Raw genomic sequence first — 19957 nt, forward strand, 5'->3', positions numbered from 1 at the left:
ATCAATTGTCATTCATATTTCCATAGTTACAAGATGTTACACGAACTTAAAAACATTATTCATACAGTTTATAAGGCAAAACAGCACAAAATAAAGGCTGTGCTTGTTACTGTGGTAGGTTTAGATGGCTCTTCTTATAGAAAGCCGGGTGTTCGGATGTTGATATTAGAAAATGATGAAATGATAGGGGCAGTAAGTGGTGGCTGTGTAGAAAAAGAAATTCTAAAGCAGTCTCAAAGGGTTTTTAAGACAGGAAAAGCACTTTTAATAAATTACGATGGGAGGTATCGGTTAGGATGTGAAGGTATTTTAACCATCCTTATAGAACCTTTTGATATATCTGAAAATTTCTATTCTAATTTCAATAATGCAGTAAAACAAAGAGATGTAATAACTATTGAAAGTCATTACTCATTAACGGACCGAAATGGTATTTCAATCTTTTCATTTGATAAAAAAAAGCAAGAGAATAGTGCGTACACAAAAGTATTTAAAGAAGAGTTAAAACCTGAATTTCATTTATATATTTTAGGTGTAGAACATGATGCTGTGGTACTTTGTAAATATGCAGTCATGACAGGATGGAAGGTAACAATTGTAGCAGCTCCATTAAATACTAATGTTATAGAAGATTTTCCTGGAGCATCTAATTTGATGAAAATTGAAGCAGAAGAGGTGGGGCATTTAAAGATGGACAAACATTCAGGAGTTATGATTATGACACATAGTTTTGTGAAAGATTTAAAATACCTTTTAACCATAACTCAGCAACCAATAGCTTACCTTGGTTTACTTGGAGCAAATAAGCGAACAGAAAAATTAAAAGAACAATTATTTGATTATCAACCAGACCTTGATTTTGAATTTATTGAAAAAATTAATGGACCAGCTGGTTTAAATATTGGTGCAATTACTCCAGAAGAAATAGCTATTTCTATAGTTGCAGAGGTATTAGCAATACTAAGAAATAAGTCAGTACAACTTACAAATACAGTTAGTATTTATGGATAAGAAATTAGCCATATTAATTGTTGCAGCAGGAGCGTCTAAACGGTTGGGAAGACCGAAACAACTACTAAAATGGAGAGGAGAAACATTATTAAACCATTGTATTGAAAAGGTAAGTGTTCTAGAAGAATCAACCACTTTTTTAATTTTAGGCGCTTATAAAAATGAAATAGAAGATAGTTTAAAATCAAAAACTATTAATGTGATTGATAACCAAAATTGGAATGAGGGGTTAGGGAGCTCTATTCGTGAAGGAATTTATCACATCAAACAAAAAAAATATACAGATGTACTTATTGTTTTAAGTGATTTACCTCTTTTATCAATACATTATATAAAAGTATTAATTGCCTCATATTATTCATCCTCTAAAAAAATAGCAGTAACTTCTTATGGAAACGTGAAGGGAGTTCCGGTTATATTTAATGAGCGATATTTTTCAGATCTTTTACAATTGAAAGGCGATGAAGGAGCAAAAAAAATAGTACAGAAATTTAAAGAGGATACCTTGGTTTTAGAATCTGATGTTCCATATATAGATATTGATACAGAAGAGGCTTATTTGGCTTTACTTCAACTAGATAAATAACAAAAATATGCCAGAATATACACTCAAAGTAAACAACAAACTACGCACTTTTAATGTGGAAGCTGATACCCCTCTTTTATGGGTATTAAGAGATGAATTAAATTTAGTAGGAACAAAATATGGTTGCGGAATAGGACAATGTGGTGCATGTACCGTACATCTTAATGGCATTGCAATAAGAAGTTGCAGTTTTCCAATTACAGATGTGATAGACCAAGAAATAACAACAATTGAAGGATTGTCAGAAAATGCAGACCATCCATTACAAGAAGCATGGGTAGAATTAGATGTTCCGCAATGTGGTTACTGCCAAAGTGGTCAAATTATGACTGCAGCAGCTTTCTTAAAAGATAATCCAGCTCCTTCTGTTGTAGATATTCGTAATGCAATGCATGGTAATATTTGCAGGTGTGCAGCATATAACAGAATAGAAAAAGCAGTGGCATTAGCAGCAACAAAATCCTAACTACTAATTATTAATCAGATGCAACCAAAAGAAGTAACACAACAAAGCAGACGTAATTTTCTAAAAACATCACTTTTAACAGGTGGTGGATTATTGATGGGATTAAATTTTTTAGGAACATCATGTGCAAAAAATGCAGAAATGCCTAAGTCTATTGAGGATTTAGACTTTCAATCTTTCAATGCCTATTTAAAAATAGCAGATAATAATACAGTTTCTATTTATGCTCCCAATCCAGAAATTGGACAAGGGGTAAAAACTTCCATGCCCATGATTATTGCCGAGGAGTTAGATATTCCTTGGGAAAATGTTGTTGTTGTACAAGCAGGTTTAAATAGTGAATACAAACGCCAAGTGGCAGGAGGAAGTCAATCGATTCGTTTAGGGTGGAAAAATTTAAGAAAGGCAGGAGCAACAGCTAAATTAATGTTACTGACTGCTGCTGCAAATAAATGGAATATTCCTGTTGAAGAATGTGTAGCTAAGCAAGGTGTAATTACCAATAAGAAGGGTGATAGTATTAAATATGGAGATGTTGTTAACGAAGCAGCTCTATTAGAAATACCTAAAAAAGCACCTTTAAAAAATGTAGAAGATTTTACTTTAATAGGTAAAGGAATTAAGAATGTTGATGTAGAAAAAATAGTAAAAGGAGAATCTCTATTTGGCTTAGATTATAAGTATGATGGGATGAAATACGCTATGCTTCAACGTCCACCATTTGGAGCAAAGTTGGCTTCTTTTGATGATACAGATACTAAGAAGATAAAAGGAGTGCTAACGGTTGTTTCTTTTGATAATAAAGTTGCTGTAGTAGCCGAAAACACTTGGGCTGCTATGAAAGGAAAAGAAGCCTTGAAAGTTGAATGGAAAGAAATTAAAAAGAAGGAGTCTACAGCTTATCATAATGAAATGATGTTAGCTGCTTTCGATAAAAAAGGAGTAGAACCAATGCAATCCAATGGTAATTTTAATACAGCAGTCAGGAATGCAGATATGGTAATAGAACAACTTTATGAAGCTCCATTTTTACCTCATAACTGTATGGAACCACTAAACTTTTTTGCTCACGTAACAAAGAACAAAATACTATTGGTAGGCCCAACTCAGACCCCTAAAAATGCAGCTCAAAAAGTAGCAGGAAATTTAGGAAGAAAAGAAGAAGAGGTTGAAGTACAAATGACTCGTATGGGTGGTGGGTTTGGTAGAAGATTAAATACAGATTTTGCCGAAGAAGCTGCATATGTATCCAACCTTTCTGGTTATCCTGTTAAAGTAATTTTTACTAGAGAGGATGATATGACGTCTGGAGTATATAGGCCAAGCGTTAAATATAAAATAAAGGCAACTATAAAAGGAGGGGAACTTACTGGGTATACTATACATGAAGCTGTTATTAATAGAGGAATGTGGAAAGGTATATCAAAATATTTCCCAAATGGAGCAATTGAAAATTATGAAGTAAGATCTTCAGCTATTGAATGTGATACAACAATTGGGTGGTGGCGTGCTCCTGTAACTAACTTTTTAGGTTTTGCACAAGAATCATTTTTAGATGATATCGCTTCAGAATTAAAAAAAGATCCTATACAATTTAGGTTATCATTATTAGATAATGCTAAGAGGAAAAAAGGAATACCTTATTCACCAAAAAGATTACAGGGAGTAATTAAACTTGTAGCAGAGAAAGGAAATTGGGGTAAGGTAGAGAAAGGGGTTTACCAAGGATTTGCAGCTTACTTTAGTCATAATAGTTACATTGCTGAAATTGCAGATATAACAATAGAAAACAATAAACCTGTTGTGAAGAAAGTAACAGTAGCTGTTGATTGTGGTATTTTGATTAATAAATCAGGAGCAAAAAATCAGATAGAAGGTAGTGTAATTGATGGGATAGGCCATGCATTATACGGGAATTTAGAGGTTAAAGATGGAGTAGCACAGGTAAATAATTTTGATCATTATCAATTAATAAGAATGAAAGATACCCCAATAGTATCGACTCATTTTATAGAAAGTTCAGAAAACCCGTCAGGTTTAGGAGAGCCAGGTTTACCTCCTGCAAGTGTTGCAGTTGCTAATGCATATAAAAAGGCTACAGGTAAGCGTATTACAAAACAGCCAATGATGAATGAAATGATTAGTTAAAATTATTTATAAAATTAAACTGCTCAAAAACAGTTGCTTATCAATTTTTAGTAAATGTTTTTTAACAATTCTGTCACAAAATAGAAGTAAAGTTGGTTTAAGGGTCATCGACAATTTAATTGATGAATTTTCAATTTTACATTTATGTATATAATAATAGCTTTTTTCATACTTCACTGGTACACGTCGTTGTTTTTCCAGACATTCTTTTTACATAGATATGCAGCGCATGCTATGTTTACAATGTCTAAAAAAACAGAGAAAGTATTTTTTGTACTAACGTATATCTTCCAAGGTTCTAATTATTTAAGTGCCTATGGCTATGGTATTATGCATAGAATGCACCATGCATTTGCAGATACTGAAGAAGATCCGCATTCACCAAAGTATTCACCATCGTTGTTTGCAATGATGTGGAAAACTAAAAATGTGTATACTGATATTTGTAAAGGGAAAGTTAAGGTAGATCCAAAATTTACTAAGAATGTACCTGAATGGCATTCATTTGATAAATTTGCAGGTAGTGGTCTTAGTAGATTAGCATGGGGAGCAGCATATTCTGCACTCTACATCTACTGTTACATGACTTATGATTTATCACCACTTATTTTTCTATTACTACCAATTCATTTCTTAATGTCGCCAGTTCATGGTGCTATTATTAACTGGTTTGCACATATCTATGGATATAGAAACTTTGAAGTAAGTGATACATCAACAAACTTCCTTCCTTTTGATTTCTTAATGATGGGTGAATCATATCACAATAACCATCATGCAAGAGGATCAAGAGCAAATTTTGGAGGAATTAGATGGCACGAAATTGATCCAACATATTTAATTATTCTAGCACTTGATAAAACTGGTGTAATTAAGTTGAAGAATTCTGTGAACTCAGATAAATCTAAAGGCACAGAAAAAGAAAAAGATGTAGCAATGGCTATTTAATATAAATAGTTATGGTGTCTAGTCCGTCCATAGCGTTACAGATTTAGACTATTATATATTGATAGCATCGGGTGTAAGCTCGGTGCTATTTTTACTTTTATAAGTTCTCATTTTTATTTCACTTTGCTGATGCATCTCAACAGGTGTCTTCATATAATTACTCCAATGAGGCCTTTCATTATTGTAAATATATACAGATTCTCTAATAAATTTATTCATTAAATCGAGATCATTAATTTTTATTCCTAAAATAAATTCTTGCTTAAGAATTCCGTTTATTCTTTCTGCTACCGCATTTTGATAAGGATCGTAAGATTCCGTCATCGAGCACAATACTTTATTTTCCTGAAGATGTCGTTGATACTCGTGACTACAATATTGTAATCCTCTATCTGAATGGTGTATCATTGGTAAATCAGCATAGTTTCTATTTTTCAGTGCTTCTTTTAATGCTGCAATAGCTCCATTTGCATTCAAACTATCTGATACATTTAACCCCATTATTTTCTTAGAATAGGCATCTGTTACTAAGGATAGATACATTGGGTTACTTCGCTCACCTATGTAAGTTATATCAGAAACTAATACTTGTTCAGGTCTATTTATTTCCAAATGCTCAATAAGGTTTTTATGCTTTTTAAACCTGTGATGAGAATTTGTAGTGACATGATATTGTTTTTTAGGCTTGATATCGAGTCGATTAGCCCTCATGATATCAAAAAGCTTATCTCTACCTACATTTAGTAATTGCAATTCAGGAAGAAGTAATTGATATAATTTCCTTGTCCCTATTTTAGTTTGCTTCAAACGAATTCTTTTCACTAAGTCTACTACTTTAGATGCAATACTATTATTCTTTTTTACTTTCCTTTTCGAACGATAATAAATTTGTCGATTTAACCCAAGCAATTCACAAGTCGGTTTGACTCCTATTTTTTCTTCTTTTTTGAATTGGTCAACTGCTTGGGTAAAGACTTTTTTCTAATAGGAATATTAAACTCATCCTCAGCAATATCGATCATCATATCAAAGAAAATTGCTTTTTTATCTGTTACGTAGAGTTGTTTTTCTAAAGAAGCTTTTTGCTTCTCTAATAATAGAACCTTTTGTTCTAGCTCCAATAATTTTTGTTCTGGTGTCTTTCCCATTTTTAAATCAGATTTATTATCCCAATCTAAATTACCATACTTTCTTATCCAAGTACGGATGGTACCATGACCTTGTATTCCATATTTAAGTCTTGCTGCCGTTATACCTATTTCCCCTCGTTCCACTTCATCTACAACTTGTAATTTAAAAGAGTAGCTGTAATCTTTTTGTGTACGTTTAGTGTACTGATATTCTTGATCTTCATTCATAATGTTACGTTTTGTGTAACACTAATTCAGGACGAGACATGGTAATAAAAAAGGTCTTGAGTGATATACATCGCTCAAGACCTTTTACTTTTTGTAAGAAAAGTAGTTTAGTACTCTCTTACCTGAATAATTTTTACAGGGCAAGCATCTGCTGCTTTCTGATTTTCTTCTAATTCGATAGGACTTAACTTAAGAGAATAGAAACCTTTTCGGTTTACACCTCCAACTAGTGTAGCTTTACCGTCTTTTTTAGACATTACCCATCTATCAGGAGCAAACTCTACGCAGTAATTACATCCAATACATTTATCTCGCTGATGTGTAATTGTGATTTTTGCCATATTCAGATTATGCTTCTATTGTTTCAGCATCTACTACTTTATATAATTTATCAGATGGTCTAATTTGAGTATCTAGCTTAATACTAAAGATATCTCCTTTTACCGCCATCTCTTGCTTACCATCATCATTAACGTGTAGTTCTTCAACTACCGTTTCAACAACTCCAGTTGTAGGGCCAGTGATTAATAATTTATCACCAACTTTTACTTTTAAAGTTTCTAAGCTGAACTCTGCAACGCTGATATTTTTAAAGTATCTACGTCCAGTTCCAAGATAAACTTTTCTTGTTTTTGCTTTAGAACCATGTTGGTCTGTCCATTTACCCATTTCTTGACCAAGGTAATATCCACCCCAGAATCCACGGTTGTAAACTTGAGTCATACGTTCTTTAAGTTCTTCACCTAAAGCTTTAGAGTATGTACCGTCATAATAAGCTTCAATTGCTTCGCGATAACATTCTACAACACATTTTACATATTCAGGTCCTTTACCTCTACCTTCAATTTTCAATACCTTAATACCAGTATCTAATAATTGATCTAAGAAGTCAATTGTACATAAGTCTTCAGGAGACATAATGTACTCATTGTCTATCTCTAATTCATGTCCGTCTTCAATATCAATTACTTTATATTTACGACGACAGTTTTGTACACATGCTCCTCTGTTAGCAGAAGAGTTTTGTGTATGAAGACTCAAGTAACATTTTCCTGATACAGCCATGCATAAAGCACCGTGAGCAAAAACTTCTACTTCAACTAATTCACCATTAGGTCCAGTAATGTTTTCATTCTTAATAGTATCACAGATTGTTTTCATCTGTACCATACTTAACTCTCTAGAAAGTACCATTACATCTGCAAATGTTGCGTAGAAACGAACAGTTTCTGCATTTGTAATGTTTACTTGAGTAGAAATATGAACTTCTACACCAACTCTAAAGGCATAAGCAATTACAGCTTGGTCAGAAGCAATGATTGCAGTAATCCCTGCTTCTTTTACTCTATCAACAACACGACGCATAATAGAAAGGTCGTGTTCATATATAATTGTATTAAGTGTTAAGTAGCTCCTAACACCATGCTCGTTACAAATCTTAGCTACTTCATCTAGGTCTTCTAGTGTGAAGTTCATTGAAGCACGAGCACGCATATTTAACTGCTCGACACCAAAATAGATAGAATCTGCACCACCTTGAATGGCGGCCATCATCGAATCGAATCCACCTGCAGGAGCCATTAGCTCAACAGGACGTCTAGTTGCCGGTTTTTTATATTTGTGATCCACTTTGTTGCTATTTTAAAAATTTGGAATGCAAAAATAGGATGAATTTTTACGGCAATCAATTTTTATTTAAATTAGATTGCACATTATCCTATGATTATCAACACAATAGTACGAAAAACTGTTCTTTCGTCAATATTTATTCACAAATGATAGACCTTTTAACCCTCAGAATCAAGAACATGGTATGCGAAAGATGCATACTTACGGTATGGCAAGCACTTATAGATGCTGGAGCTGTAGTCGAAAGAGTAGACCTAGGGGTTGCTTATATTTCTGTTCCGTTATCAGTGGATCAGAGGAAAGAAATTGAACAAACTTTTAAAAAACTAGGTTTTTCTTTTTTAAATGATAAACAATCAAGCTTAGTAGAAGGGGTAAAGAACTTTATTCATCATAAATTTTCTAACCTAGATGAAAAACAATGGACCTCTACATTATCAGAAGAGCTTCAAAAAGAATTAGGCAAAGATTATACAACAATTAGTACACTTTTTTCTAATACAGAAGGAATAACAATAGAGAAGTATTTATCAAACCAAAAGGTAGAAAAGGTTAAAGAATTTTTGTCGTATAATGAGATGAGTTTAAGTCAAATAGCTGATGTTTTAGGCTATAGTAGTACTCAATATTTATCTAGAAAATTTAAACAGTCTACAGGCATGACTCCATCAGAATTTAAAAAGAATAGTCATAAGCCCTTAAGAAAGAGTTTGTCAATCTAGTATTTCTAACTTATATTAAGATATATTCACATTAGTTGCGGGATATCTATGCTGGACAAATAATAAATACTTCTGAACCTTAGAGATTAATGACTAAAAAAGATCAATTTTATAATAACTTATTAAGAATACAGCGGTTGAATTCTTCGGGTGAAACATCACCTAAGGAGTTTATGGAATCGTTGCTTCTTTATGTTTTAGAATATGAACAAGCTTTTTATGGGTCTATTTGTAAGATCGAAGAAGGTAATGATATAGTTGAATGTGTATCAAGATTCAATAAAAAAATAATAACACTGCCAGAAACAAATAGCTTTGTTAATAGAGTTATTGAAGAAAAAAAAATTATTAAGGAGGTTGATCAATATCAATTAGTTGGCTGCCCATTTATTAATGATCAGACGAATGAAGTATTTGGAGTAATGGTTTTAATTACTGCTCCAAAGTATATTGATATTGATCATTTTGCTTTGGAACAAGCTATTTTAGTAGGGGAGGGTGTGATGTCTAATATTGAAGTAAAATCACCTTCAGTTTTAAGAAAACAGTTAGATAATTCAATTCAAGAGAAGATATCGTTTAAGCCATTTTTTACAGATTCAGCCAATTTATGTACAGTTACTGATCCTGATTCTGGTGATTTTGTTTATCTAAATCAATCTTGGGTGAGAACACTAGGCTTTTCAATAGAAGAATTAAAGTCTTACCCATTTGTAAATTGGTTACATCAAGATGATATAAGTGAAACAATACGTGTTTTTCAGGATGTCTGTGAAGGAAAATCAATAAGGTCTTTTATAAATAGATACCGGACGAAATGGGGAGAATATCGCTATTTAGAATGGGATGCCTCTTTAATTGCTGAAAATGGTCTTATCTACGGAATGGCCAAAGATATTACGAAGCAACACGAAAATCATGAAAAATTATTCTTTCAATCTACAATTCTGAGAGGTGTTCAAGATAGCGTCTTAGTAATTGATTTAAAAGGGAATGTATCTTTTGTAAACGATGCTGTAATTGCATTAACGGGGTATCCAAGAACGTATTTATTAGGAAGACCTTTAGACGTAATTCTTAAAGGATTTGATAGAAGTAAATCACTTGAGGTTACAGTAGATGACTTTCTGAAGGATGACAACAATATAGAATTACATATAGGAACACGTAATGGTGTTTACATTTGGGTTGAGGTTAGAACGAGTATTTTATATGATGTTTATGGTGATGCTATTGGCTATTTAGGGATTATAAAAGATATTACACCAAGAAAAGAATACGAAGATACGCTCATGAAAAGAAATGAAGCGTTGAGTAAAGCAAATAAGGAGTTAGATAATTTTGTATATAGAGTTTCTCATGATTTGAGAGCACCTATTACTTCTGCATTAGGGTTGATAGAATTAAGTATGACTGCTACCCCAGAAGAAGTAAAGGAATATTTGATGCTACAGCAGAGAAGTTTAACAAAACTAGATGGATTCATTCATGACATTTTGAATTATTCGCGAAATAATAGAATGGAGTTACGTCCAACTAAGGTGAATATTGAGGAGTTATTAAAATCAACAATAGATCAGTATAAGTTTATTAATAACTATGCAGAAACATTGATTTCTATCAATGTAGAAACAGAAAATGATTTGTACTGTGATGAATCTCGTTTAGCTGTTATTCTTAACAATATAATTTCTAATGCCTATAAGTTCACATCGATTAGACCGAATGCTAGTATTACAATAAATGCACATGTAATATCGACAGATCTAATTATGAAAATCTCAGATAATGGAATTGGTATAAGAGAACAACATCTTAATAAGATTTTTGATATGTTCTATAGAGCTACAGATGTAAATAATGGGTCGGGCTTAGGTTTGTATATTGTACATGAAGCTGTTAAAAAATTAGGTGGAGAAATAGCAGTTCAATCTGTTTTAAATCATGGTACAACCTTTGATATTGTGATTCCTAATTTATGGAGTATTTTTCCAAAGGAGATAAAAGAAGAAAGAGCTACCAACTAAATGATAGCTCTTATTTGTAAGTTATATAGGTTATTTAGGATTTTTTTTTCTATAAAATAAGCTGAAAATGACAGGGAAAACAATCAACGTTAATATTGTTGCAGTTAATATACCCCACACAATTACAACAGCTAAAGGTTTTTGAGATTCAGACCCAATACCTGTTGACATAGAAGCAGGCAATAAGCCAACAAAATCTGTAACAGCAGTCATCAATACAGGTCGTATTCTAGATTTTACTCCATTATGAACAGCATCGTCTAAATTCATTCCTTCTTGAAGGTTTGATTTAAATTTAGATACAAGTAAAACTCCATTTTGAACACAAATACCAAACAATGCGATAAAGCCAACACCTGCAGATATACCAAAATTCATCGTAAAGAAGGTAAGCCCTAATATCCCTCCAATTAAAGCAAACGGTACATTCATCATTACAATTCCAGCATCCTTTGCATTGTTGAAAGTTGTTAGTAGAACTAAGAAAATTAAAACCATTACAATCGGAACAACTTGTATCAATCTATTCTGAGCACGTTCCATATTTTCAAATTCACCATCCCAAGAGTAGTGCATTCCTTTACTAATATCCAATGTACCTTCTACTTTTTCTTGTGCTTCTGCAACTGCACTACCTAAGTCTCTACCTCTTACAGAGAAGGTGATGGCTACAAACCTTTCTCCGCCACTTCGGTATACAAAAGCAGGTCCTGTTTTAGTACTAATATCTGCAATTTCTCTTAGTTGTACCATTCCTCCATCAAGCGTAGGGACTTTAATATTCCCAATGGCTTGAGTTTCATTTCTGTATTCTTCTTGGTACCTAACCTTTATATCAAAACGTCTTTCATCTTCATAAAGCTCAGTAGCAGCCTTTCCACCTATTGCCATTTCTATAACAGATTGGGCATCTGCTGTTGCCACTCCATAAAGAGCCATTTTTTCTTGATTAAGATCTATACGTAATTCAGGCTGTCCAATAAGTTTTATTACATTCAAATCCGTAATTCCATCAATGTTTTCCATTAAAGCCTTAGCCTGTTCTGCATAGTTCTCTAGTTCGAATAAATCAGAACCATAAATTTTTAAAGCTAAAGCTCCTTTTACACCTGTAACAGCCTCCTCAACGTTATCCATAATTGGTTGAGAGAAGTTGAAAGAAACTCCTTGAAAATCATTTAGTTTATCTTCTAATTCCTCAATCACTTCGGCTTTGTCTAGGCCTCTTGTCCATTCTTCTTGAGGGTGTAAGTCAACATGGAATTCAATATTAAAAAAGCCTGTAGGATCAGTTCCGTCATTAGGTCTACCCGTTTGAGACAATACCCCTCTTACTTCTGGGGTTTCTCTAATTTTGTCTCTTAATTTTTGAGTCATATCATAAGATTCTGATAGACTAGAACTAATAGGCATAAATGCTCTAATATAGATCGCACCTTCATTAAGTTGAGGTAAAAATTCTGTTCCTAATCGAGAACCGAAGAATAATCCAGTAGATAATAATGACGTTGCCAATAAAATGGTGATTTTCTTTCTTTGATAAGCCCAAGAGAATGCACCATAAAATACCTTTTGAATAAATCTAGTAAAGAAGTTTTCTTTTTCTCTTACGTTCTTTTTAAGTAAAACACTAACCAAAACAGGTACTAATGTTAACGACATGATTAAGGCTCCCAAAAGTGCAAAACCAAAAGTAAATGCTAAAGGTGTAAACATTTTACCTTCTACTTTCTGGAAAGCAAAAATTGGAACAAGTGCTAAAATTGTAATCAATTGAGATGAAAATAAATTAGCACCAAGTTTAGAACCTGCCTTTTTAATTAAACCAAGCTTAGAGAGTTTATTAAATTTCTCCATACCTAATTCTCTTGCTCTTTTGTCTAGCACAACAAAAAGCCCTTCTACCATTACAACTGCACCATCGATAATAATACCGAAATCAATAGCTCCTAAAGAGAGTAAATTAGCAGACATCCCTCTCATACGCATACAAACTAATGCAAATAATAATGATAAGGGGATTATGATTGAAACAATAAATGTAGTTCTCCAATCTGCCATAAAGAGCAGTACAAAAATCACTACAAAGAAAATACCTTCTGCTAAATTTTTAGTTACTGTATTGGTTGTGAAATCTATTAATTCAGATCGATCATAAAAAGGTTCTATGCTTGTTCCTTCTGGTAATACTCTCTCGTTTAACTCATCAATTTTAAGCTTTAAACGTTCAATTACTTCACTAGGATTTTCACCTCTTCGCATAACAATAATCCCTTCAACTAAGTCAGGATCATCATTAAGGCCAACAATACCAAGTTTAGGAGCAAAAGTTTCTTTCACTTGAGCTACATTTTTTACTAAAACAGTAGTATTATTATTTCTTTCGATGATTACGTTTTCTATCTCAGATTGATTATTCAATAAACCAATACCTCTAACTACATAAGCTTGATTTCTTTTTTCAATAACATCACCTCCAACATTTACATTACTACGCTCTAGTGCTTCGTACAATTCGAGTGATGTAATACCATATTGAGCCATTAAGTTTGGATCAGCACTTACTTCAAAAATTTTAACTTCACCTCCAAAGCTTACTACATCTGCAATACCAGGAACTGCTCTTAATTTGCGTTCGATGGTCCAATCTTGTAATGTTTTTAATTCTCTTACAGATTGATGATCAGATTTTAAGGTATAACGGTAAATTTCACCTGTGGGGCCAGAAGAAGGTTCCATTTCAGAATCAATTCCATCAGGAAGGTCAACATTCATTAGTCTATTGGCCACTAACTGACGGGCTTTGAATTCATCAACTCCATCTTCAAAAGCTACTGTAACTACAGATAAACCAAATAGAGATATAGACCTAACTTCTGTTTTACCGGGTGTAGAATTTACTTCAACTTCTATTGGCAGGGTAACAAACTTTTCCATCTCTTCTGCACTTCTACCAGGCCATTGAGAGATAATTCTAACTCTAGGGTTAGTTACATCAGGAAATGCTTCGATGGGTGTATTTTGATAACTGATTACTCCTGCAACAATTAGAATTAACGTCATGAAGAAAACGAAAAATCTATTTTTTAAGGAGAATCCAATAATATTTTGAACAAAGTTTTTCATAACTACTTCGTGTTTTAATCGTCTAAAAAATTATTGATTGATTTTGTTAGCTTCTACTAATTCATTAAAAACCAATAAAGTTTTTTCTGAAACAACCGTATCATTCTCTTTTAAATCACCTTGTATATAAACTTTATCATCAGCTGCATTACCCATAACTTTTACATTAATCATAGAAAAGTTATCACCATCTTTCTTTACCACAAAATCTTTATTATTATGAAATACTACGGCATCCGATGGTACTTTTAATGCTACTTGATCTAGTTCGTCAAAAACAGTAACATTCATTGCCATATTCGGAAGCAGTTTCATCTCTGTATTTTTGATTTCCACTCTAGCATCTAGCACTTTAGTTTCTGGATCTAATAATTTAGCTACTTTATTGATTTGTCCCTCAAATAAATCACCTGGATGAGCTAGTGCTTCTGCCTTAACATTAGCACCAAGTTTAACTTTTCTGATGTCAGATTCAAAGACATTAATTTTCACCCATACATCACTTAAATCTACAATTGTGAATATGGCATCTTCAAAATCCTCTCTAAGCAACATGTTCGTTGTAATATTTCTTTCTGTAATAGTACCACTCATTGGAGCACGTACAATATGAGTTGCATTGTCAGATTCACCCATTAATTTTAATGTTTGGTTTACTCTATTTAGTTGGGCATTAGCAGCTTCTAACTCACTTTTAGCTTGTTGTAATTCTAATGCAGAGCTTAAACCAGCATCAAATAATGATTGTGCAACATCATATTCTTTTACTTCTCTATCTACATTGGCTTTTGCTTCTATCCATTCTTGTTTAACAGCTGCCATATCTGCCGAATAGATTCTTGCTAAAATTTGCCCTTTACGTACTTGATCTCCCAAAGAAACATTTACAGAAGTAACTCTACCAGAAACAATTGCAGGTATTCTTATCTGTTTATTAGGCAAAGCTTCTACAGTTCCTGTAAGTTTAATTTTATGAGTTATTGTAGAAGATGTAACGTTTGCTGTAGTTACAATTGATTTCATACTATTGGTTAAACCTTTAGGCTTTGTAATAGATTTGTCATTTTTAGCTGTACTTTGAGTACATGATTGAATGATAATACCTAATGCAGTTACGAAAATTAAACCTGCGATTAATTTATATATAGCTTTCATGTGATTTCTTTTTTAAGGTTGATTATTGAATAGGATAGATATCTTTGCCAACTGTATAGTTAACATTTTCTTGAGCACTGAATAATGTTTGTTCTGTATCATACCATTGTCCTAAGTTATCTCTGTAGCTCTCGAAAAAATCGATAAACTCAATAAGACTTAGTTGTTTGTTTTGGTAGCTTTTTGTAACAGCAATCATTACGGCTTCCATTTCGTCAGATAATTCAGGATCTAATTGTTCATACAAAGTATTTACCTGACGTAGTTTTTGAGCTGAAGTATAAATATCAATTTGAAGATTTTTCTCTGCTTCATTTAGCTTAACTTGTTGTTGCTCTTGAATAATTTTAGCAGCTTGAATACCTCCTTTATTTCTATCCCAAACAGGTAAATCAAAGGCTATTTGTAATGCCCAGTAATCAGCCTGATGTGCACCCCTTCTATCGTACATTGTACCAATATGCAAATCTGGTACAGCCTCAGCTTTAGCTAAAGCAAGACTTTCAGCACTTTGTTTCATTCTAATATTTTCGATTTTGAAATCAAAACGATGTTCTTGTGCTAATTCTACCCACAATTCTGGATCAGGTAAAGAGGTAGATGGAGCAATTGATGGAATAGTAATTTTTAAATGAATATTTGGTTGTAAATTCAGAAGCATTTTAATATTTGCTTCAATATCTGCCGCTTCTTGAACGATATCTAACCATCCTTTTCTTGAGTCTAACAGTAGTGCTTTTAATCTCACAACTTCGGCTACAGATACATTTCCTTTTTTTGATTGTTCTTTATAAACTTCAACAAGTTTTTCTACTGGCTCAATAGCTATTAGATAACTATCAGCCTTTTTCTGAGCATAATAAAGTTCTACTAATTGGTTTCTTAAATCAGTGCGAAGTTCTCTTAATGTATTATAGAATTCGTATTCAGAAATCTCGGCTTCAATTTTAGCAATATTGGTTCTTTTCTTTCTCTTGCCAGCTGTTTCAATCATTTGTGTTATTTCAAACACACGTTGAGCTTCTGAATCTGTTCTAAACCATTTCTGATCTTCATTATCATACATAGCCAATTCAAATCCAACTTCTGGATTAGGCCATGCTTTTGCCTGAATAATTTCGGCTTTAGCGATATCTATATTTTGCTTTTCAGCAATTAGGGATAAATTATTTTTTAGGAAGAGTTCTTCTGATTGAGGGATAGAAATTGATAAACTATCCATCGTGTTTTGCTCTTGTGCATTTGCTAAATTTATGCAAAACACTACAAGCAATCCTACTAGAATTTTATACATAGTATTGTTCCGTTATAGGTATATAAATACCTAATTGAAATCAACATAGAATAAACAGATTACTAAGTTAGGTAGTAATAAACACTGCTTTTAATGTCGATAAAATGTAATGAAAGGGTAATACGAAGTGTATTACTAAAAAGTAGTTCTACTTTTTAAATGGAAAATACTTATGCTACTCGCGGTGGTGGAGTATCTGTAGGGAATGATGGAGCAGTATAAAATAATGGACGTGCAATTGGGAGTTTGCTATCTACTGGTAGATCGTCTAAATCAATAGATTTATTTGGAGTAATTACATCAGAACTATTTATAAACCAAGTAATATTGATTACACCAACAATGGTTTGTCCTTCGCTTTCTCCTTCTGGATTATCAGGCATACCTGCATCGTCTCCAAATAAATGTACAGAAATCAATTCATAGATACTTTCAATTTCATTGTGCATTTCATTAGGCAATAAGTTATCGTTGACATTTGCACTTACGTTAAATAAGTGAAATGACATCAGAAAACAGATTAATTGCGTGAATACAGTATGAATAGTGTATCTTTTCATTGTTTGATTTTATACAAAGTTATTGCTCTGTAATGCAATCTTACGTACTATTTAATGTAAAAGATAAATTGATTAACAGGTATTATGTAAAATCCCTCTTAAAACACATATAACATTGTATAAGAGGGATTTGTAGCTTTATTACTTTGTCAATTTTAATTCAATAAGATAAGGGACATCTACTTTTATATCTTTAAAGATGAATTCACCTTCTGCTCTTTCTATCATATTATCAAAACAATTATAGGTTTGATAATCGTACTCTTCAAAAGTTTCTAATGTAAACCCTCTTTTTAATAATGGGTTAAGCATTTCACTTATTGAATGCACCCAAAAATATTCTGTAAGATTTAGAGGAACGTCTCCTGCATAACTACCTTCTACTTTTTCTTCGTATACACCTTTGTTGTAGTAGCTGTATTCTGGGATAAAAGAAGTCCAGTTAAGTGTGTAAATAAAAGGGTGCATTTCTACCATATAGAAAGTTCCTTTCTCTTTTAAATAATCTGATACGATATCTGCCCAAGCTTCTAAATCAGGAAGCCAACATAAAGCACCGTAGGAAACAAAAACCATATCAAACTTTTCTTTTGTAGGTAAATGTTCTCTGATGTCATATACATTCGAACAAATAAATTCAGCATCTAAGCCTAGTTCTTGATTCAATTGTCTTGCTTGGTCAATTGCAGTATCAGAAATATCTAGACCTACCGCTTTTGCACCCATTCTAGAAAGTGACATTGTGTCTAACCCAAAATGACATTGCAGGTGCAAAACTCGTTTTCCTGTAAGATCACCAAGTCCTTTTAATTCAATTTTTTTTAATGATGTGTCTCCTTTTTTAAAACCTGGAACATCATACATTTTAGAAGCTACATGTCCTTCTACACGTGCATTCCATTGTTCTTTATTAGCGTTAAATTCTTTTTGATAATCCATTTGTTTATTGTGTTATATATTCTAAATCATGTGCCTCATGGCACAGAGGTACTTCAAGTTTATATGATAGTTTATGAATGACATTTTCTGGTACAGTCCATTTTCTATCTTTATTTTGTTTTAATGTATCTTCTAAAGATTTTTCTAGATAAATAATTTTTACTCTGGCTTTATAATCAATAAATAAACCAATCCATTTTTGCCTAATATCTTGTGAAAGGTTAGTCGCATTAAAAATAAAGGAACTTTTCTTTCTTAATAATACTTTTATTTCCTCTTTTGCAATTTGGACAACTTTACCATTATGTTTAGAATTAGTCGGGTCAAAATTATTTTTACGTCTAATTTCATCCAAGGATACCATAGGTATATCTGGAAAATGTTTTTTTATAAAAGTATCCTTCCCAACGCCTGGTAAACCTGCCAATAGAATTGCTTTATTAGTTAAATCTTCAAAAGGTTTATAAAAAGGAGCAATACCACTTTTATTTAAGTAGAGGTACCTACCATAATTAGAAGCAAACTGATATGGTTTTGTCCAACAGTTATTCTCTTTACAGAGTTCTTCAAATAACTCAATTTTAAAGAGAATATGTTCTTTATCATTGCAAATTCTACCTAAGACATCTGCTGTAGCCAATATACTTAGCCAATGGTTATTAGTCATTAAGCTAGATTTGATTACTTCTTTAGAGGGATTTTCTCTATCGATTGCCCAAAGAGGTAGACCATGTAAGCGAACGAGATTACTGATATGTTCCCTTGTCATAAAGGGTACATCATACTTGTTAAACAATATTGATCGAACAGTATGTGCTCCTTTTTTAGCATGATTAGGTGAGACTATTCTCTCAATGCCATCAATTTCTTCTGTAGATGTAGTCGATCTTTTTTCAATATCATGAAAAAGTGCAGAAAGAAAGAGGATATATTGTTCATATTCTTCAAGTTTTCTGAAAGCATCTAATTTAATAAGTGCTTCTACAACCATTTTTGTATGTGTAAATACATCACCTTCTTGATGCCATATTTTATCTTGAGGAATAGAACGTAAAGTTGTTAACCAATCAAATTCTTTTTCGATACTTTCCCAATCTAAATTTTCCTTTAATTGAATAGTAGGGATACGCCATTCTTTATTTATAGTATTCATATGCATGCCATTGATATTTTTGATAATTATTAAGTTGGGTTGGTTGCCAATTTTTTACCCAATGCTGATCTGTCTTTACATGATTTTCTCTTACTACTTTGAATAGGTCACTAAACTCGTTTTGATTTACATTAACTAAACCAGAATTTGTAAGAAAACTATCAGCATTACGTATAACAAAACCTTCAGAACAAGGTTTGTCAGTTTCAACTTCATACCCTCCTAATTGTCCACTTGTAGTAACATATTCTTCCCATGTACATCCAAGTTGATCAGAAAGCCATAATTGTAAGGATTCTTCTTCGTTTTGATTCTTTAGAAGAAAATCTGATAAGGGTTTTGTTAACTTGATTTCAGGAACGGTAGGGAAATCTAGTAAAGCTGCATAGAACTTTACATCTTCCCATGATAACCATTGTTTTCCTTCTCTAATACCAAATACATAGAAGAAAGAGGTTAACTTTTTATAGCCAATGGAATGAATACCGTACATATTTTCTCCAAAGATTTCTAAACCTTTAAGATGTTTTTTTATGAGTTGCCACCTATCTATTAATGGTTTATCCCATGGTAATTGAGATGGTGCAGCATGTGAACGTGCGAATACGCCATTTTCACTCAGACAGTTATTTTGACCATCGAGTTTTTCTGTAAGCACTAGTTTGTCTAATGTGGCAAAAGAATGAATATATCCTTTAGGCATAAAGCGATCGTCAGAAGTTGTTCCTTTGCTACAATGGGCATGGAGACTCCGATTATACTTTTTTGAAAAAGTCATGATTTTAAAATGTAATAATTTAATTACTTGCCCTTTAAGCAAGGTTTTCTCTTTTAG

Annotated in this window: 18 protein-coding genes; 7 read left to right on the forward strand and 11 right to left on the reverse strand. The window is 32.6% G+C overall.

Annotated elements, in window-relative coordinates:
* Positions 1 to 33 precede the first annotated feature (33 nt).
* From KM029_RS14850 to KM029_RS14870, 5 genes are all read left to right on the forward strand, one after another.
* Positions 34 to 1011, forward strand: coding sequence for an XdhC family protein (locus KM029_RS14850; protein WP_144074000.1), 978 nt, complete (start codon positions 34 to 36; stop codon positions 1009 to 1011).
* Positions 1004 to 1597: a nucleotidyltransferase family protein gene (locus tag KM029_RS14855; RefSeq protein ID WP_144074001.1), complete on the forward strand. Its 594-nt coding sequence runs from the start codon at positions 1004 to 1006 to the stop codon at positions 1595 to 1597. Before KM029_RS14850 ends, KM029_RS14855 begins: the two co-directional genes overlap by 8 nt.
* Positions 1598 to 1604: 7 nt before the next feature.
* A complete protein-coding gene (locus KM029_RS14860) occupies positions 1605 to 2063 on the forward strand; it encodes a (2Fe-2S)-binding protein (RefSeq protein WP_144074002.1) in 459 nt (152 codons plus the stop codon).
* Positions 2064 to 2081: 18 nt separating this feature from the next.
* Positions 2082 to 4211 carry a xanthine dehydrogenase family protein molybdopterin-binding subunit gene (locus KM029_RS14865; protein WP_144074003.1) on the forward strand — a complete coding sequence of 710 codons (2130 nt, stop codon included), beginning with the start codon at positions 2082 to 2084 and terminating at the stop codon, positions 4209 to 4211.
* Between the two features lie 144 nt (positions 4212 to 4355).
* Positions 4356 to 5159, forward strand: coding sequence for an acyl-CoA desaturase (locus KM029_RS14870; RefSeq protein WP_144074004.1), 804 nt, complete (start codon positions 4356 to 4358; stop codon positions 5157 to 5159).
* Positions 5160 to 5210: 51 nt separating this feature from the next.
* On the opposite strand, the gene KM029_RS14875 is transcribed toward KM029_RS14870, so the two are convergent.
* The 4 genes from KM029_RS14875 to KM029_RS14890 all read right to left on the reverse strand — a co-directional run bounded on the left by KM029_RS14875 (position 5211) and on the right by KM029_RS14890 (position 8146).
* Complete coding sequence (locus KM029_RS14875; RefSeq protein ID WP_205125427.1) at positions 5211 to 6068, reverse strand: IS3 family transposase; 858 nt, start codon at positions 6066 to 6068, stop codon at positions 5211 to 5213.
* A gap of 20 nt (positions 6069 to 6088) precedes the next feature.
* Positions 6089 to 6517 carry a transposase gene (locus KM029_RS14880; protein WP_205125428.1) on the reverse strand — a complete coding sequence of 143 codons (429 nt, stop codon included), beginning with the start codon at positions 6515 to 6517 and terminating at the stop codon, positions 6089 to 6091.
* A 107-nt stretch (positions 6518 to 6624) separates the two neighbouring features.
* Positions 6625 to 6858, reverse strand: a complete 234-nt coding sequence (locus KM029_RS14885) for a ferredoxin (RefSeq protein WP_126615862.1) — start codon at positions 6856 to 6858, stop codon at positions 6625 to 6627.
* A gap of 7 nt (positions 6859 to 6865) precedes the next feature.
* Complete coding sequence (locus KM029_RS14890) at positions 6866 to 8146, reverse strand: peptidase U32 family protein (protein WP_240050307.1); 1281 nt, start codon at positions 8144 to 8146, stop codon at positions 6866 to 6868.
* Between the two features lie 146 nt (positions 8147 to 8292).
* On the opposite strand from KM029_RS14890, the gene KM029_RS14895 reads away from it, so the two are divergent.
* On the forward strand, positions 8293 to 8868 hold the full coding sequence (locus tag KM029_RS14895; RefSeq protein ID WP_158631073.1) for a helix-turn-helix domain-containing protein: 576 nt from the start codon (positions 8293 to 8295) through the stop codon (positions 8866 to 8868).
* A gap of 89 nt (positions 8869 to 8957) precedes the next feature.
* Complete coding sequence (locus KM029_RS14900; RefSeq protein ID WP_144074006.1) at positions 8958 to 10895, forward strand: PAS domain-containing sensor histidine kinase; 1938 nt, start codon at positions 8958 to 8960, stop codon at positions 10893 to 10895.
* Positions 10896 to 10925: 30 nt separating this feature from the next.
* Here the strand turns inward: KM029_RS14900 and KM029_RS14905 are convergent, their stop codons facing one another.
* The 7 genes from KM029_RS14905 to KM029_RS14935 all read right to left on the reverse strand — a co-directional run bounded on the left by KM029_RS14905 (position 10926) and on the right by KM029_RS14935 (position 19900).
* On the reverse strand, positions 10926 to 14021 hold the full coding sequence (locus KM029_RS14905; RefSeq protein WP_144074007.1) for an efflux RND transporter permease subunit: 3096 nt from the start codon (positions 14019 to 14021) through the stop codon (positions 10926 to 10928).
* A 30-nt stretch (positions 14022 to 14051) separates the two neighbouring features.
* Positions 14052 to 15176 carry an efflux RND transporter periplasmic adaptor subunit gene (locus tag KM029_RS14910; RefSeq protein WP_144074008.1) on the reverse strand — a complete coding sequence of 375 codons (1125 nt, stop codon included), beginning with the start codon at positions 15174 to 15176 and terminating at the stop codon, positions 14052 to 14054.
* Between the two features lie 22 nt (positions 15177 to 15198).
* Positions 15199 to 16470 (reverse strand): TolC family protein, encoded by a 1272-nt coding sequence (locus KM029_RS14915; RefSeq protein WP_144074009.1) that lies wholly within the window; start codon positions 16468 to 16470, stop codon positions 15199 to 15201.
* A gap of 170 nt (positions 16471 to 16640) precedes the next feature.
* The gene (locus KM029_RS14920) at positions 16641 to 17030 is read right to left on the reverse strand and encodes a hypothetical protein (protein ID WP_144074010.1); all 390 of its coding nucleotides are present in this window, start codon (positions 17028 to 17030) and stop codon (positions 16641 to 16643) included.
* Between the two features lie 141 nt (positions 17031 to 17171).
* On the reverse strand, positions 17172 to 17969 hold the full coding sequence (locus KM029_RS14925) for a class I SAM-dependent methyltransferase (RefSeq protein ID WP_144074011.1): 798 nt from the start codon (positions 17967 to 17969) through the stop codon (positions 17172 to 17174).
* 4 nt (positions 17970 to 17973) lie between these two features.
* Positions 17974 to 19122, reverse strand: a complete 1149-nt coding sequence (locus tag KM029_RS14930) for an AAA family ATPase (RefSeq protein WP_144074012.1) — start codon at positions 19120 to 19122, stop codon at positions 17974 to 17976.
* The gene (locus tag KM029_RS14935) at positions 19106 to 19900 is read right to left on the reverse strand and encodes an RNA ligase family protein (protein WP_144074013.1); all 795 of its coding nucleotides are present in this window, start codon (positions 19898 to 19900) and stop codon (positions 19106 to 19108) included. Before KM029_RS14935 ends, KM029_RS14930 begins: the two co-directional genes overlap by 17 nt.
* Positions 19901 to 19957 lie beyond the last annotated feature (57 nt).

This window comes from Flammeovirga kamogawensis, from assembly GCF_018736065.1.
Classification (GTDB): domain Bacteria; phylum Bacteroidota; class Bacteroidia; order Cytophagales; family Flammeovirgaceae; genus Flammeovirga; species Flammeovirga kamogawensis.

What these genes read in the sequence shown, in the direction of transcription:
- KM029_RS14855 (WP_144074001.1), top strand. Translation starts at nt 1,004, where the DNA reads ATGGATAAGAAATTAGCCATATTAATTGTTGCAGCAGGAGCGTCTAAA.
- KM029_RS14935 (WP_144074013.1), bottom strand. Translation starts at nt 19,900, where the DNA reads ATGACTTTTTCAAAAAAGTATAATCGGAGTCTCCATGCCCATTGTAGC.
- KM029_RS14860 (WP_144074002.1), top strand. Translation starts at nt 1,605, where the DNA reads ATGCCAGAATATACACTCAAAGTAAACAACAAACTACGCACTTTTAAT.
- KM029_RS14910 (WP_144074008.1), bottom strand. Translation starts at nt 15,176, where the DNA reads ATGAAAGCTATATATAAATTAATCGCAGGTTTAATTTTCGTAACTGCA.
- KM029_RS14920 (WP_144074010.1), bottom strand. Translation starts at nt 17,030, where the DNA reads ATGAAAAGATACACTATTCATACTGTATTCACGCAATTAATCTGTTTT.
- KM029_RS14930 (WP_144074012.1), bottom strand. Translation starts at nt 19,122, where the DNA reads ATGAATACTATAAATAAAGAATGGCGTATCCCTACTATTCAATTAAAG.
- KM029_RS14925 (WP_144074011.1), bottom strand. Translation starts at nt 17,969, where the DNA reads ATGGATTATCAAAAAGAATTTAACGCTAATAAAGAACAATGGAATGCA.
- KM029_RS14905 (WP_144074007.1), bottom strand. Translation starts at nt 14,021, where the DNA reads ATGAAAAACTTTGTTCAAAATATTATTGGATTCTCCTTAAAAAATAGA.
- KM029_RS14885 (WP_126615862.1), bottom strand. Translation starts at nt 6,858, where the DNA reads ATGGCAAAAATCACAATTACACATCAGCGAGATAAATGTATTGGATGT.
- KM029_RS14870 (WP_144074004.1), top strand. Translation starts at nt 4,356, where the DNA reads ATGTATATAATAATAGCTTTTTTCATACTTCACTGGTACACGTCGTTG.
- KM029_RS14865 (WP_144074003.1), top strand. Translation starts at nt 2,082, where the DNA reads ATGCAACCAAAAGAAGTAACACAACAAAGCAGACGTAATTTTCTAAAA.
- KM029_RS14900 (WP_144074006.1), top strand. Translation starts at nt 8,958, where the DNA reads ATGACTAAAAAAGATCAATTTTATAATAACTTATTAAGAATACAGCGG.
- KM029_RS14850 (WP_144074000.1), top strand. Translation starts at nt 34, where the DNA reads ATGTTACACGAACTTAAAAACATTATTCATACAGTTTATAAGGCAAAA.
- KM029_RS14895 (WP_158631073.1), top strand. Translation starts at nt 8,293, where the DNA reads ATGATAGACCTTTTAACCCTCAGAATCAAGAACATGGTATGCGAAAGA.
- KM029_RS14915 (WP_144074009.1), bottom strand. Translation starts at nt 16,470, where the DNA reads ATGTATAAAATTCTAGTAGGATTGCTTGTAGTGTTTTGCATAAATTTA.
- KM029_RS14880 (WP_205125428.1), bottom strand. Translation starts at nt 6,517, where the DNA reads ATGAATGAAGATCAAGAATATCAGTACACTAAACGTACACAAAAAGAT.